Origin of the sequence: Parvibaculum sp., from assembly GCF_039680535.1 — a bacterium.
Classification (GTDB): domain Bacteria; phylum Pseudomonadota; class Alphaproteobacteria; order Parvibaculales; family Parvibaculaceae; genus Parvibaculum.
This window is the reverse complement of record NZ_JBDKSS010000034.1, coordinates 56,248-68,106: the sequence shown is the minus strand read 5'-3', so window position 1 is coordinate 68,106 and position 11,859 is coordinate 56,248. Positions and strand designations below refer to the sequence as shown.

The 11,859-nt window shown below is 61.7% G+C and carries 23 protein-coding genes and 1 pseudogene; all 24 read left to right on the top strand.

Going from position 1 to position 11,859, the window contains the following annotated elements:
- Nucleotides 1-126: pseudogene (gene tuf / locus ABFC66_RS17415) on the top strand (elongation factor Tu); the annotation flags it as partial.
- A gap of 63 nt (nucleotides 127-189) precedes the next feature.
- Entirely contained in the window at nucleotides 190-498 is a 309-nt protein-coding gene (gene rpsJ, locus ABFC66_RS17410) for a 30S ribosomal protein S10 (RefSeq protein ID WP_012111657.1), read from the top strand.
- Nucleotides 499-553: 55 nt separating this feature from the next.
- Nucleotides 554-1,264: a 50S ribosomal protein L3 gene (gene rplC, locus ABFC66_RS17405; protein WP_346742239.1), complete on the top strand. Its 711-nt coding sequence runs from the start codon at nucleotides 554-556 to the stop codon at nucleotides 1,262-1,264.
- A complete protein-coding gene (rplD, locus tag ABFC66_RS17400) occupies nucleotides 1,264-1,884 on the top strand; it encodes a 50S ribosomal protein L4 (RefSeq protein WP_346742238.1) in 621 nt (206 codons plus the stop codon). Before rplC ends, rplD begins: the two co-directional genes overlap by 1 nt.
- Nucleotides 1,881-2,177, top strand: a complete 297-nt coding sequence (locus ABFC66_RS17395; RefSeq protein ID WP_346742237.1) for a 50S ribosomal protein L23 — start codon at nucleotides 1,881-1,883, stop codon at nucleotides 2,175-2,177. The genes rplD and ABFC66_RS17395 overlap by 4 nt, the downstream gene beginning before the upstream one ends.
- 15 nt (nucleotides 2,178-2,192) lie before the next feature.
- The gene (gene rplB, locus ABFC66_RS17390) at nucleotides 2,193-3,026 is read left to right on the top strand and encodes a 50S ribosomal protein L2 (protein ID WP_346742236.1); all 834 of its coding nucleotides are present in this window, start codon (nucleotides 2,193-2,195) and stop codon (nucleotides 3,024-3,026) included.
- An 11-nt stretch (nucleotides 3,027-3,037) separates the two neighbouring features.
- A complete protein-coding gene (gene rpsS, locus ABFC66_RS17385) occupies nucleotides 3,038-3,316 on the top strand; it encodes a 30S ribosomal protein S19 (RefSeq protein ID WP_152216154.1) in 279 nt (92 codons plus the stop codon).
- A 3-nt stretch (nucleotides 3,317-3,319) separates the two neighbouring features.
- On the top strand, nucleotides 3,320-3,700 hold the full coding sequence (gene rplV / locus ABFC66_RS17380; RefSeq protein WP_346742235.1) for a 50S ribosomal protein L22: 381 nt from the start codon (nucleotides 3,320-3,322) through the stop codon (nucleotides 3,698-3,700).
- On the top strand, nucleotides 3,700-4,413 hold the full coding sequence (gene rpsC, locus ABFC66_RS17375) for a 30S ribosomal protein S3 (protein ID WP_346742234.1): 714 nt from the start codon (nucleotides 3,700-3,702) through the stop codon (nucleotides 4,411-4,413). The genes rplV and rpsC overlap by 1 nt, the downstream gene beginning before the upstream one ends.
- A 34-nt stretch (nucleotides 4,414-4,447) precedes the next feature.
- Nucleotides 4,448-4,867 carry a 50S ribosomal protein L16 gene (gene rplP / locus ABFC66_RS17370; protein WP_346742233.1) on the top strand — a complete coding sequence of 140 codons (420 nt, stop codon included), beginning with the start codon at nucleotides 4,448-4,450 and terminating at the stop codon, nucleotides 4,865-4,867.
- Nucleotides 4,868-4,911: 44 nt separating this feature from the next.
- Entirely contained in the window at nucleotides 4,912-5,115 is a 204-nt protein-coding gene (rpmC, locus tag ABFC66_RS17365; protein WP_346742232.1) for a 50S ribosomal protein L29, read from the top strand.
- A 10-nt stretch (nucleotides 5,116-5,125) separates the two neighbouring features.
- Entirely contained in the window at nucleotides 5,126-5,362 is a 237-nt protein-coding gene (gene rpsQ / locus ABFC66_RS17360) for a 30S ribosomal protein S17 (RefSeq protein WP_152216149.1), read from the top strand.
- Between the two features lie 45 nt (nucleotides 5,363-5,407).
- On the top strand, nucleotides 5,408-5,776 hold the full coding sequence (gene rplN / locus ABFC66_RS17355) for a 50S ribosomal protein L14 (protein ID WP_325405835.1): 369 nt from the start codon (nucleotides 5,408-5,410) through the stop codon (nucleotides 5,774-5,776).
- Entirely contained in the window at nucleotides 5,776-6,093 is a 318-nt protein-coding gene (gene rplX, locus ABFC66_RS17350) for a 50S ribosomal protein L24 (protein WP_346742231.1), read from the top strand. Before rplN ends, rplX begins: the two co-directional genes overlap by 1 nt.
- Nucleotides 6,086-6,640: a 50S ribosomal protein L5 gene (gene rplE / locus ABFC66_RS17345; RefSeq protein WP_346742230.1), complete on the top strand. Its 555-nt coding sequence runs from the start codon at nucleotides 6,086-6,088 to the stop codon at nucleotides 6,638-6,640. The genes rplX and rplE overlap by 8 nt, the downstream gene beginning before the upstream one ends.
- A 45-nt stretch (nucleotides 6,641-6,685) precedes the next feature.
- Nucleotides 6,686-6,991 carry a 30S ribosomal protein S14 gene (rpsN, locus tag ABFC66_RS17340; protein ID WP_346742229.1) on the top strand — a complete coding sequence of 102 codons (306 nt, stop codon included), beginning with the start codon at nucleotides 6,686-6,688 and terminating at the stop codon, nucleotides 6,989-6,991.
- A gap of 12 nt (nucleotides 6,992-7,003) precedes the next feature.
- On the top strand, nucleotides 7,004-7,402 hold the full coding sequence (rpsH, locus tag ABFC66_RS17335; RefSeq protein WP_346742228.1) for a 30S ribosomal protein S8: 399 nt from the start codon (nucleotides 7,004-7,006) through the stop codon (nucleotides 7,400-7,402).
- A 39-nt stretch (nucleotides 7,403-7,441) separates the two neighbouring features.
- Nucleotides 7,442-7,975, top strand: a complete 534-nt coding sequence (rplF, locus tag ABFC66_RS17330) for a 50S ribosomal protein L6 (protein WP_346742227.1) — start codon at nucleotides 7,442-7,444, stop codon at nucleotides 7,973-7,975.
- Nucleotides 7,976-7,979: 4 nt separating this feature from the next.
- Nucleotides 7,980-8,333 carry a 50S ribosomal protein L18 gene (gene rplR / locus ABFC66_RS17325; RefSeq protein ID WP_346742226.1) on the top strand — a complete coding sequence of 118 codons (354 nt, stop codon included), beginning with the start codon at nucleotides 7,980-7,982 and terminating at the stop codon, nucleotides 8,331-8,333.
- 11 nt (nucleotides 8,334-8,344) lie between these two features.
- Entirely contained in the window at nucleotides 8,345-8,905 is a 561-nt protein-coding gene (gene rpsE / locus ABFC66_RS17320; protein WP_346742225.1) for a 30S ribosomal protein S5, read from the top strand.
- Between the two features lie 41 nt (nucleotides 8,906-8,946).
- A complete protein-coding gene (gene rpmD, locus ABFC66_RS17315; RefSeq protein WP_346742224.1) occupies nucleotides 8,947-9,153 on the top strand; it encodes a 50S ribosomal protein L30 in 207 nt (68 codons plus the stop codon).
- A 16-nt stretch (nucleotides 9,154-9,169) separates the two neighbouring features.
- Nucleotides 9,170-9,652 (top strand): 50S ribosomal protein L15, encoded by a 483-nt coding sequence (gene rplO, locus ABFC66_RS17310; protein WP_346742223.1) that lies wholly within the window; start codon nucleotides 9,170-9,172, stop codon nucleotides 9,650-9,652.
- A 58-nt stretch (nucleotides 9,653-9,710) separates the two neighbouring features.
- Entirely contained in the window at nucleotides 9,711-11,042 is a 1,332-nt protein-coding gene (gene secY / locus ABFC66_RS17305) for a preprotein translocase subunit SecY (protein ID WP_346742222.1), read from the top strand.
- On the top strand, nucleotides 11,039-11,617 hold the full coding sequence (locus ABFC66_RS17300; RefSeq protein WP_346742221.1) for an adenylate kinase: 579 nt from the start codon (nucleotides 11,039-11,041) through the stop codon (nucleotides 11,615-11,617). The genes secY and ABFC66_RS17300 overlap by 4 nt, the downstream gene beginning before the upstream one ends.
- The last annotated feature ends 242 nt before the right edge of the window (nucleotides 11,618-11,859 follow it).

Here is an 11,859-nt window from a genome sequence, read left to right as displayed (position 1 = left end):
GGCGACAACGTGAAGATGAACGTGACGCTGATCGCGCCGATCGCCATGGAAGAGAAGCTCCGCTTCGCTATCCGTGAAGGCGGCCGTACCGTCGGCGCCGGCGTCGTCTCGAAGGTGTTGAAGTAATAGCTACGGGGCGCGGAAAGGCCCGCGCCCCGCTTAATTCGGCCGACAGGCACGAGGACGAAAATGCAAAGGCAGAAGATTCGCATCCGGTTGAAAGGCTTCGATCATCGAGTACTCGATGTGTCGACGCGAGAGATCGTCAACACGGCGAAGCGCACCGGCGCTCAGGTGCTGGGCCCGATTCCGCTGCCCACGCGGCTTGAAAAGTTCACCGTGCTTCGTGGTCCGCATATCGACAAGAAGAGCCGCGAGCAGTTTGAAATTCGGACGCACAAGCGTGTGCTCGACATCGTGGACCCCACGCCGCAGACGGTTGACGCGCTGATGAAGCTCGATCTGGCCGCCGGTGTGGACGTCGAGATCAAGCTCTGAGCTGAAAGCAGCGGGCTTTAGAGCCTGACCGCCGATTAGAACGAGGAATGGGACCATGCGTTCCGGAGTTATTGTCAAAAAGGTCGGAATGACCCGTCTGTTCATGGAAGACGGACGTCATGTGCCGGTCACGGTGTTGAAGCTGGACAACCTTCAGGTTGTCAGCCAGCGCACCGACGAAAAGAACGGCTATACGGCAGTGCAGCTCGGCACCGGCCTGGCGAAGGTGAAGAACGTGGCAAACGCTCAGCGTGGCCAGTTCTCGCGCGCCGAGGTGGAGCCGAAGCTGAAGCTGGTCGAGTTCCGGGTCAGCCCGGAAAACCTGCTCGATGTCGGCGTGGAGATCACGGCGGATCATTTCGTCGAAGGTCAGTACGTGGACGTCAGCGGCACCTCGATCGGTAAGGGCTTTGCCGGTGTCATGAAGCGCCACAACTTCGGTGGTCTTCGCGCGACGCACGGCGTGTCCGTCAGCCATCGTAGCCACGGTTCGACCGGTCAGCGTCAGGATCCGGGCAAGGTGTTCAAGGGCAAGAAGATGGCCGGCCATCTCGGCGCCGAGCGTGTGACGACGCAGAATCTCGAAGTCGTCCGCACGGATGTCGAGCGCGGCCTGATCATGGTGAAGGGTGCCGTTCCGGGCTCCAAGGGCGGCTATGTGCTGGTCCGCGACGCCGTGAAGTCGAAGCTGCCGGACAGCGTTCCGACCCCTGGTGCGTTCCGTCGCGCCGGCGGTGAAGCCGCTGCCCAGAAGGAAGGTGCGTGATGAAGGCCGATGTAACCACTCTCGCCGCAGGCAAGGCCGGTACGGTCGAGCTCTCCGATGAGGTTTTCGGGCTCGAACCGCGCCAGGATCTCCTGCATCGCATGGTGAACTACCAGCTCGCCAAGCGTCAGGCCGGCACGCACAAGACGAAAGGCCGTTCGGAAATCTCGCTCACGGGCAAGAAGTTCGTGAAGCAGAAGGGTTCTGGCGGCGCCCGTCATGGCGATCGCAAGGCTCCGCAGTTCCGCGGCGGCGGCAAGGCGTTCGGTCCGGTCGTTCGCAGCCACGCGATCGATCTGCCGAAGAAGGTTCGCGCTCTCGCGCTGCGCCATGCGCTGTCGTCGAAGGTGAAGTCTGACAACCTCGTGATCCTCGAAGACACGAAGGTCGAGGCGCCGAAGACGAAGGCGCTCAAGGATGCCTTCGCGAAGCTCGGCCTGAAGTCGGTCCTGTTCATCGACGGCGCCGAGGTCAACGAGAACTTCGCGCTCGCCGCGCGCAACATCCCGAATGTGGATGTGCTGCCGGTGCAGGGCATCAACGTGTACGACATTCTGCGCCGCGAGAAGCTGGTGTTGACCAAGGCTGCGGTCGAGAGCCTGGAGGCCCGGTTCAAATGACGACGAACGAGCGCATTTACGACATCATCGTTTCGCCGGTGATCACCGAAAAGGCGACCATGGCTTCCGAATGGAACCAGGTCATCTTCAAGGTTGCCCGCCCCGCGACGAAACCGCAGATCAAGGAAGCCGTCGAGAAGCTCTTCGGCGTCAAGGTCAAGGCGGTAAACACGCTGCTCCGCAAGGGCAAGACGAAGCGCTTCCGCGGCTTCGCTGGCAAGCAGAGCGATTTCAAGAAAGCGATCGTGACCCTCGAAGAGGGCTACTCGATCGACGTGACGACTGGTCTCTAAAGAGAGCTCGTACCGATGGCACTGAAGAAATATAAACCGACAAGCCCCGCACAGCGCGGCCTTGTGCTGGTCGACCGGTCGGGCCTCTACAAGGGCAAGCCCGTGAAGGGCCTGACCCATGGTCTGACGAAGTCGGGTGGTCGCAACAACCATGGCCGTATCACCTCGTTCGATCGGGGCGGCGGGCATAAGCGCAGCTACCGCATCATCGACTTCAAGCGTCGGAAGTTCGATCAGCCGGCGACTGTTGAGCGGCTCGAATACGATCCGAACCGCACATCGTTCATCGCGCTGATCAAATACGCGGATGGCGAGCTGGCTTACATCCTGGCGCCGCAGCGTCTCGCGGTCGGTGACTCGGTTGTCGCCGGCGAACGCGTCGACGTGAAGCCGGGCAATGCGATGCCGCTTTCGTCGATCCCGGTCGGCACGATTGTCCACAACGTGGAACTGAAGCCGGGCAAGGGCGGTCAGATCGCTCGTTCGGCTGGCACCTATGTTCAGCTCATCGGCCGCGACCAGGGCTACGCGCTTCTGCGTCTGTCGTCGGGCGAGCAGCGCATGGTTCGCGGTGAGTGCATGGCGTCGATCGGCGCCGTGTCGAACCCGGACCACGGCAACATCACCATCGCCAAGGCCGGCCGTAATCGCTGGCTCGGCAAGCGCCCGACGGTTCGTGGCGTCGCCATGAACCCGGTCGACCATCCGCACGGCGGCGGCGAAGGCCGCACTTCCGGTGGCCGTCATCCGGTCACGCCGTGGGGCAAGCCGACCAAGGGCAAGAAGACGCGGCAGAACAAGGCGACGGATAAGTTCATCCTGCGCAGCCGTCACAAGAAGAAGGGTTGAGGACACTCGACATGGCACGTTCCGTAAAAAAAGGCCCCTTCGTCGATGGCTACCTTCTCAAGAAGGCAGAAACCTCGCGTACATCGGCCCGCAAAGATGTGATCAAGACGTGGAGCCGTCGCTCCACGATCCTGCCGCAGTTCGTCGGCCTGACCTTCGCGGTCCATAACGGCAAGAAGCATATCCCGGTGCTCGTCACCGAGGACATGGTCGGGCACAAGCTCGGCGAGTTCGCGCCGACACGCACGTTCTTCAGCCACTCGGCTGACAAGAAAGCCAAGAAGGGCTAAGTCATGGGCAAACCAGCAAACAAGCGGGCGCTCGCCGACAACGAAGCAAAGGCTGTCGGCCGGATGATCCGGGTGAGCCCCCAGAAGCTCAATCTCGTCGCGCAGCTCATTCGCGGCAAGAAGGCGGACAGCGCGCTCGCCGATCTCACCTTCTCGAACAAGCGCGTTGCGCGCGATGTGAAGAAGGTGCTGCAGAGCGCGATCGCGAACGCTGAGAACAACCACAACCTCGAAGTCGACGATCTCGTCGTCGCCGAGGCCTATGTGGGCAAGAACCTGGTGATGAAGCGCTGGCACGCGCGTGCGCGTGGTCGCGTCGGCCGGATTGAAAAGCCGTTCAGCCAGATCACCATTGTCGTACGGCAAGTCGAGGAGCAGGCCTGATGGGTCACAAAGTCAATCCGATCGGACTGCGGCTTGGCGTCAACCGCACCTGGGATTCGCGCTGGTTCGCGGGTCGCCATGAGTATGGCAAGCTGCTGCACGAAGATATCAAGATCCGCGAATACCTCGGCAAGACGCTGAAGCAGGCCGGCATCTCGAAGATCGTGATCGAGCGTCCGCACAAGAAGTGCCGCGTGACGATCCACACCGCGCGCCCCGGCGTCGTCATCGGCAAGAAGGGCGCCGACATCGAGAAGCTCCGCAAGGACATCGGCAAGGTCACGGCTTCGGAAGTGCACCTCAACATCGTTGAAGTGCGTAAGCCCGAGATCGACGCGACGCTCGTCGCCGAGAACATTGCCCAGCAGCTGGAGCGCCGCGTTGCGTTCCGCCGCGCGATGAAGCGCGCGGTGCAGTCGGCGATGCGCCTGGGTGCCGGTGGCATCCGTATCAACTGCGCCGGCCGCCTCGGTGGTGCCGAAATCGCGCGTACCGAGTGGTATCGCGAGGGACGCGTTCCGCTGCACACGCTGCGCGCCGACATCGACTACGGTGTCGCGACGGCGAAGACGGCCTACGGCACCTGCGGCGTGAAGGTCTGGATTTTCAAGGGCGAGATCCTTGAGCACGACCCGATGGCCTCCGAGCGTCGCGCGCTTGAAGGCGGCGCCGACACGGGCGGCGGTCGTCCGCGCCGCGAAGAGCGCGCTTGAGCGCCTGAAGATTTGAGCGAAGAGAGTTTCGACCATGTTGCAACCGAAGCGCACTAAGTTCCGCAAGGCTCATAAGGGCCGCATCCATGGCAATGCCAAGGGTGGCACGAACCTCGACTTTGGGGCCTTTGGCCTCAAGGCCCAGGAGCCCGCTCGCGTGACGGCGCGGCAGATCGAGGCGGCCCGCCGCGCGATCACCCGCCACATGAAGCGCGCAGGCCGCGTGTGGATCCGCATTTTCCCGGACGTTCCGGTTTCGGCGAAGCCGACCGAAGTTCGAATGGGTAAGGGCAAGGGCTCGCCGGAATTCTGGGCGGCTCGCGTGAAGCCGGGCCGGATCATGTTCGAGCTCGACGGTGTGCCGCTTGCGGTTGCCGAGGAGGCGCTTCGCCTCGGCGCGGCGAAGCTGCCGATCAAAACGAGGTTCGTGGCTCGCCCGGGCGAGCACGCGTAAGGCGATTAATCCGCCGAGCGCGGTCAGAACGAAAGGGTGAGGCCATGAAGGCCAGCGAAGTGAAAGATATGACGCCGGATCAGCTGCAGGACCAACTCCTGAAGCTGAAGAAGGAGCAGTTCAACCTGCGCTTCCAGAGCGCGAGCGGACAGCTGGAAAAGACTTCGCGTCAGAAGCAGGTGCGTCGCGATATCGCGCGCATCAAGACGATCCAGCGGCAGCATGCCACCGCGCAGGTCAAGGGCTGAGGACTAGCAAATGCCGAAGAGAATTCTGCAGGGTGTCGTGGTCAGCGACAAGAACAACAAGACCGTGGTGGTCAACGTCGAACGCCGCTTCAGCGATCCCGTGCTCCGGAAGATCGTGCGCCGTTCGAAGAAGTACCACGCGCATGACGAGAGCAACTCGGTGAAGGTTGGCGATATCGTGAAGATCCGCGAATGCCGCCCGATCTCGAAGCTGAAGAAATGGGAAGTATTTACGGACGAAGCCTGATCCCGATAGAGGGTGCAGGCTCTTCCGAGCAAGGCGGATGAAGTCATGATTCAGCAAGAGACGAACCTCGACGTCGCCGACAACTCTGGTGCGCGCCGCGTCATGTGCATCAAGGTTCTGGGCGGTTCCAAGCGGAAGTACGCGTCCGTTGGCGACATCATCGTCGTCAGCATCAAGGAAGCGATCCCGCGCGGCAAGGTGAAGAAGGGCGAGGTGATGAAGGCCGTGGTGGTTCGCACCGCGAAGGACATCCGCCGCGCCGATGGCAGCGTGATCCGTTTTGATCGCAATGCCGCCGTGCTCATCAATAACCAGGGCGAGCCGGTTGGCACGCGTATCTTCGGCCCGGTTACCCGTGAGCTCCGTGCGAAGAACCACATGAAGATCGTTTCGCTCGCGCCGGAGGTGCTTTGATGGCTGCGAAGATTAAAAAGGGCGACAAGGTCGTCGTCCTGACTGGCAAGGACAAGGGCAAGAAGGGCACAGTTCTGTCCGTTCTGCCGAAGGAAAACCGCGCGCTCGTTCAGGGCGTGAATATTGTGAAGCGTCATACGAAGCCGTCGCAGACGACGACGGGCGGTATCGTAGCGCGCGAAGCTGCAATCGAACTCTCGAACATCGCGATCGAGGATCCGAAGACCGGCAAGCCGACGCGAGTTGGGTTCAAGACGCTCGAAGACGGCCGCAAGGTCCGCTTTGCGAAGGCGTCGGGAGAGACGATCGATGGCTGAAGCATACATTCCGCGGCTGAAGACGGAGTATCTGGAAAAGATCCGTCCGGCGCTCCTTGATAAGTTCAAGTACCAGAACACCTTGCAGGTGCCTGCGCTTGACAAGATCGTGCTCAACATGGGCGTTGGCGAAGCTGTCGCCGACTCCAAGAAGATCAAGAGCGCATACGACGACCTGCAGGCGATTGCCGGCCAGAAGCCGGTCATCACCAAGGCGAAGACCTCCATCGCGACCTTCAAGGTCCGCGAGAACATGCCGATCGGCGTGAAGGTCACGCTGCGCAAGGACCGCATGTACGAGTTCCTCGACCGTCTCGTGACGATCGCTCTCCCGCGCGTCCGCGACTTCCGCGGGCTCAACGCGAAAAGCTTCGATGGCCGTGGTAACTATGCCATGGGTCTGAAAGAGCACATCATTTTCCCGGAGATCGACTATGACAAGGTCGACCAGGTCTGGGGCATGGACATTATCGTCTGCACGACGGCGAAGACGGATGATGAAGCGCGCGAACTGCTGCGTGCCTTCAACTTCCCGTTCTCGAAGTAAGGTTTTCTGTGGTTCGCGACGAACGTGAACCCCACGGAGGTTTGGATGGCTAAGAAGAGCGCCATTAATAGAGACCAGAAGCGGCGGAAGCTGGCGGCCAAGTTCGCGAACAAGCGGGCGAAGCTGAAGGCCATGACGGTCGACCAGTCGCTGTCGGTGGATGAGCGTTTCAATGCGCAGCTGAAGCTCAATGAGCTGCCGCGCAACTCGTCCAAGACCCGTATTCACAACCGCTGCGAGCTCACTGGCCGTAGCCGGTCCTATTACCGCAAGCTGCGCATGTCGCGTATCGCCCTCCGGGACCTCGCGTCCCGCGGGCAGATCCCCGGCATGGTCAAGTCGAGCTGGTAAGGAGACGCGCGTATGACGATGACTGATCCATTGGGCGATATGATCACCCGCATTCGGAACGCGCAGCTCCGCGGCAAGGGCAAGGTGGTGACGCCTGCCTCCAAGCTCCGCGGTTGGGTGCTCGACGTTCTGGCGGATGAAGGTTTCATCCGTGGCTATGCCAAGGTTGACTATCCGAACGGCAAGAGCGAGTTCGAGATCGAACTGAAGTACAACGAGGGCGCGCCGGTCATTCAGTTGATCGAACGCGTGTCGACGCCAGGGCGCCGGGTTTACTCGTCGGTCAAGGAAGTGCCGAGCGTGCACAACGGGCTCGGCATCTCGATCCTTTCGACCCCGAAGGGCGTGATGTCCGATGCGGCAGCACGTGAGAAGAATGTAGGCGGCGAGGTGCTGTGCCGCGTCTTCTAAGACGCCGCCAGCTCCACAGACGACGGGAAAGATAAGACCATGTCGCGAATTGGTAAGAAGCCCATCGAAATCCCGCAAGGGGTGACCGTGGCTATCAACGGCCAGGAAGTGGCCGTGAAGGGCCCGAAGGGCGAACTCAAGCTCACGCTCGTCGACGACGTGACGGTTGAGCAGGGCGCCGACGGCATTTCGGTGAAGCCGCGCGATGACACGCAGCGGGCGCGCGCGATGTGGGGTCTTTCCCGCACGCTCGTGCAGAACCTTGTGACCGGCGTTACGCAGGGCTTTACGACGAACCTCGAGATCAACGGCGTGGGTTACCGCGCCGCTCTGCAGGGCAAGAACGTTCAGCTGAGCCTCGGCTTCAGCCATGACGTGATCTACCCGATCCCGGAAGGTATCGAAGTCAAGATCGGGAAGCCGACCGAGATCTCGATCAGCGGCATCGACAAGCAGAAAGTCGGCCAGGTTGCCGCGGAAATCCGCGCCTACCGCGGCCCCGAACCCTACAAGGGCAAGGGCGTGAAGTACGCCGGCGAATTCATCTTCCGCAAGGAAGGCAAGAAGAAGTGAGCGGATGGCTATGACCAAGAATCTTCATCAGCGCCGGGCACAGCGCAACCGCACGAAGCTCGCAAAGATTGCGAATGGGCGTCCGCGCCTGTCCGTCTTCCGTTCGTCCAAGCACATTTACGCCCAGATCATCGACGATGTTCAGGGCGTGACGCTCGCGGCCGCCTCCACGCTCGAAGAGACCTTCGGCGGCAAGGGCGGCAACGTGGACGGAGCGGCCGAGATCGGCAAGCTTGTCGCGCAGCGCGCACTCGAGAAGGGCGTCAAAGACGTTGTCTTCGATCGCGGCGGATACATTTACCACGGGCGCATCAAGGCGCTCGCTGACGGCGCCCGCGAAGGCGGTCTCAACTTCTAAAGGATTTGACAGTGGCACGCGAAAGATCACGAGAGCGGGACCGGGAAGAGCGCGACAGCGAGTTCGTGGACAAGCTGGTCCATATCAACCGCGTTGCGAAGGTCGTAAAGGGCGGTAAGCGGTTTGGTTTTGCGGCGCTCGTCGTCGTCGGTGACCAGAAGGGCCGCGTCGGCTTTGGTCACGGCAAGGCGCGCGAAGTTCCGGAAGCGATCCGCAAGGCGACCGAGGCTGCGAAGCGCGCGATGATCCGTGTGCCGCTGCGCGAAGGGCGCACGCTTCATCACGACATCGACGGTCGCCATGGCGCCGGTCGCGTCGTGCTCCGCGCGGCTCCGGCCGGTACCGGCATCATCGCAGGCGGCCCGATGCGCGCCGTCTTCGAGACGCTGGGTGTGCAGGACGTCGTTGCGAAGTCGCTCGGCTCGTCCAACCCGTACAACATGGTACGGGCGACGTTCGATGCGCTGAAGCATGAGCAGAGCCCCCGTATGGTCGCGGCGCGCCGCGGCAAGAAGGTTAGCGATATCGTCGGCCGCCGCGCGGATGGCGCGGGCGAGGCCCTGTCCGAGTAATCCGGGCGGAACCAGAGACTTCAAGTTAGAGGAACCGAGACATGTCGGCGAAGAAGACAGACGGCAAGAAAACCGTGACCGTCCAGCAGACCGGTAGCACGCTTCGCAAGAAGCCCGGCCAGCGTGAGACGCTGATCGGTCTCGGCCTTAACAAGATGCGCCGGACGAACACGCTCGAGGATACGCCTGCTGTGCGTGGCATGATCAACAAGGTAGCCCATCTCGTCCGTATCGTTGACGAAGCTTGAGGCTTGCGAGGCTAAGATGACGACTCTCAACAAGATCAGCGACAATCAGGGCGCCCGCAAATCGCGCATCCGCGTCGGCCGTGGTATCGGCTCGACGAAGGGCAAGACCGGTGGCCGTGGTGTCAAGGGTCAGACCTCCCGTTCCGGCGTGGCCATCAAAGGCTACGAAGGCGGCCAGATGCCGATCCACATGCGTCTGCCGAAGCGTGGCTTCAAGAACCTGTTCCGTCTCGACTACAACGTCATCAACCTGGACCAGCTGCAGAAGGCCGTCGACGACGGCAAGTTTGCCGCCGGTGCGAAGGTTGACGTGGCGGCGCTGGTGAGCGTCGGCATTCTGCGCCGTGCGAAAGATGGCGTGCGTCTCCTGGCCCGTGGCGAGCTCAAAGCGAAGCTCGCTCTCGAAGTCGCTGGCGCATCGGAAGCGGCCAAGGCTGCGGTCGAAAAGGCCGGTGGCTCTGTCACGGTCATCGAACCGAAGGCGGCGGCCGCTGAATAAGGCCGCGAAGACTTTGGCCACGCTTGTGCCAAGCGCGCAATGCACGGAGTAGGACGAGATGGCATCAGCGGCTGAACAGTTGGCGGCGAACCTGAACTTCGCCGCTTTCTCGAAGGCAGACGAGTTGAAGAAGCGCATCTGGTTTACCCTGGGTGCGCTCATCGTCTACCGGCTTGGTACCTATATCCCGCTGCCCGGCATCGACCCGGCGGCGCTGGCGCAGGTGTTCAAGCAGCAGCAATCGGGCATTCTCGGCATTTTCGACATGTTCGCGGGTGGCGCCGTCGGCCGCATGGCGATCTTCGCGCTCGCGATCATGCCCTACATCTCCGCCTCCATCATCCTTCAGCTGATGACTTCGGTTTCGAAGCATCTCGAAGGGTTGAAGAAGGAAGGCGAGCAGGGCCGCAAGACGATCAATCAGTACACGCGCTACGGCACCGTGATCCTGGCTGCCTTTCAGGGCTATGCGATCGCTGTCGGCCTTGAGAACGCGCAACATGTCGTCATCGATCCGGGTATCTTCTTCCGTGCGACGACCGTGATCACGCTGGTCGGCGGCACGATGTTCCTGATGTGGCTTGGCGAGCAGATCACCTCGCGCGGTGTCGGCAACGGCATTTCGCTGATCATCTTCGCGGGTATCGTGGCCCAGCTTCCGCACGCGATCGCCGGGACCCTTGAGCTGGGCCGCACGGGCGCTCTTTCGGCCGGCATCATCCTGTTCATCGCGGTCATGGTGGTTGCCGTGATCATGGCGATCGTCTTCGTCGAGCGTGCGCAGCGTCGTCTGATCGTGCAGTATCCCAAGCGCCAGGTCGGCAACAAGATTTACGGCGGCGACAGCTCGCATCTTCCGCTGAAGCTGAACACCTCGGGCGTCATTCCGCCGATCTTCGCCTCGTCGCTGCTGCTTCTCCCGATCACGATCGCCAACTTTACGGCGGGCGCGGGGCCTGAGTGGCTCAACACCGTGACGGCGCTGCTCGGCCATGGCCAGCCGCTCTACATGGTGTTCTACGCCGCAGGCATCATCTTCTTTGCCTTCTTCTATACGGCGCTTGTGTTCAATCCAAAGGACACGGCCGACAACCTGAAGAAGTATGGCGGCTTCATTCCGGGCATCCGGCCGGGACAGCGTACGGCGGAATATATCGACTACGTACTGACCCGCCTGACGGTTCTCGGCGCGGCCTATCTGACGGCGATCTGTCTGCTGCCGGAGATCCTGATTTCGCAATACAAGGTGCCGTTCTATTTCGGCGGCACCTCGCTGCTGATCGTGGTGAGCGTCACCATGGACACTGTGGCGCAGATCCAGAGTCATCTGCTCGCGCACCAGTATGAAGGACTGATCAAGAAGTCGAAGCTGAGGGGAGCGCGTCGATGAAGCTTATTCTTCTGGGGCCGCCCGGCGCCGGTAAGGGTACGCAGGCTCAACGTCTGCAGGAGACCTACGGTCTGGTGCAGCTTTCGACGGGCGACATGCTTCGCGCGGCAGTGAAGGCGGGCACCGAGGTAGGCAAGAAGGCCGAGGCCATCATGGCGCGCGGCGATCTGGTCCCCGATGAGGTGGTGGTCGGCATCATCAGCGACCGTATCGACCAGCCGGATGCCCGAAAGGGCTATATCCTGGACGGCTTCCCCCGGAACGTCGCCCAGGCCGAAGCGCTCGACAAGATGCTCGAGAGCAAGGGCACGAAGCTTGACGCCGTGGTCGAGCTGGAAGTCGACGACAAGATTTTGCTCGGCCGTATCGAGACCCGCGCCGCCCAGACGGCTGGCGGCCCTCGCGCGGACGACAATGCCGAGGCGCTGGCGAAGCGTCTCAAGGTCTACCACGAGCAGACGGCGCCCCTCGTTGCCTACTACAAGCAGAAGGGCACGCTGAGGGGCGTGGACGGAATGAAGGATATCGACGAGGTAACCCGCCAGATCGAGGCGGTCCTCGGACTAGGAGCTTGAAAAGGGACTTGGCTTAAGCGGTTGACTGGGAAGGGTTAAATCCTATAATCCCGGCCTTCGCGACGGCACTTTCAGGGCAAATTCCGGTATGGGCCGAAAATTGGCGGATTTCCGCGGGTTTTCGGAAGGCTCCAACCGGGTTTTGACGTAGGCGCCGTCTTGAGCGATTCCCCATGTGGCGGTGAACCAGGTGGGACGCCGTACCGAATGAGGGTTGTATCGGGCTAGAGCGCCGATACGGA

Bases quoted from the DNA above. Each gene is read 5' to 3' on its own strand.
- rpsJ (WP_012111657.1), top strand. From the start codon at position 190: ATGCAAAGGCAGAAGATTCGCATCCGGTTGAAAGGCTTCGATCATCGA.
- rplC (WP_346742239.1), top strand. From the start codon at position 554: ATGCGTTCCGGAGTTATTGTCAAAAAGGTCGGAATGACCCGTCTGTTC.
- rplD (WP_346742238.1), top strand. From the start codon at position 1,264: ATGAAGGCCGATGTAACCACTCTCGCCGCAGGCAAGGCCGGTACGGTC.
- ABFC66_RS17395 (WP_346742237.1), top strand. From the start codon at position 1,881: ATGACGACGAACGAGCGCATTTACGACATCATCGTTTCGCCGGTGATC.
- rplB (WP_346742236.1), top strand. From the start codon at position 2,193: ATGGCACTGAAGAAATATAAACCGACAAGCCCCGCACAGCGCGGCCTT.
- rpsS (WP_152216154.1), top strand. From the start codon at position 3,038: ATGGCACGTTCCGTAAAAAAAGGCCCCTTCGTCGATGGCTACCTTCTC.
- rplV (WP_346742235.1), top strand. From the start codon at position 3,320: ATGGGCAAACCAGCAAACAAGCGGGCGCTCGCCGACAACGAAGCAAAG.
- rpsC (WP_346742234.1), top strand. From the start codon at position 3,700: ATGGGTCACAAAGTCAATCCGATCGGACTGCGGCTTGGCGTCAACCGC.
- rplP (WP_346742233.1), top strand. From the start codon at position 4,448: ATGTTGCAACCGAAGCGCACTAAGTTCCGCAAGGCTCATAAGGGCCGC.
- rpmC (WP_346742232.1), top strand. From the start codon at position 4,912: ATGAAGGCCAGCGAAGTGAAAGATATGACGCCGGATCAGCTGCAGGAC.
- rpsQ (WP_152216149.1), top strand. From the start codon at position 5,126: ATGCCGAAGAGAATTCTGCAGGGTGTCGTGGTCAGCGACAAGAACAAC.
- rplN (WP_325405835.1), top strand. From the start codon at position 5,408: ATGATTCAGCAAGAGACGAACCTCGACGTCGCCGACAACTCTGGTGCG.
- rplX (WP_346742231.1), top strand. From the start codon at position 5,776: ATGGCTGCGAAGATTAAAAAGGGCGACAAGGTCGTCGTCCTGACTGGC.
- rplE (WP_346742230.1), top strand. From the start codon at position 6,086: ATGGCTGAAGCATACATTCCGCGGCTGAAGACGGAGTATCTGGAAAAG.
- rpsN (WP_346742229.1), top strand. From the start codon at position 6,686: ATGGCTAAGAAGAGCGCCATTAATAGAGACCAGAAGCGGCGGAAGCTG.
- rpsH (WP_346742228.1), top strand. From the start codon at position 7,004: ATGACGATGACTGATCCATTGGGCGATATGATCACCCGCATTCGGAAC.
- rplF (WP_346742227.1), top strand. From the start codon at position 7,442: ATGTCGCGAATTGGTAAGAAGCCCATCGAAATCCCGCAAGGGGTGACC.
- rplR (WP_346742226.1), top strand. From the start codon at position 7,980: ATGGCTATGACCAAGAATCTTCATCAGCGCCGGGCACAGCGCAACCGC.
- rpmD (WP_346742224.1), top strand. From the start codon at position 8,947: ATGTCGGCGAAGAAGACAGACGGCAAGAAAACCGTGACCGTCCAGCAG.
- rplO (WP_346742223.1), top strand. From the start codon at position 9,170: ATGACGACTCTCAACAAGATCAGCGACAATCAGGGCGCCCGCAAATCG.
- secY (WP_346742222.1), top strand. From the start codon at position 9,711: ATGGCATCAGCGGCTGAACAGTTGGCGGCGAACCTGAACTTCGCCGCT.
- ABFC66_RS17300 (WP_346742221.1), top strand. From the start codon at position 11,039: ATGAAGCTTATTCTTCTGGGGCCGCCCGGCGCCGGTAAGGGTACGCAG.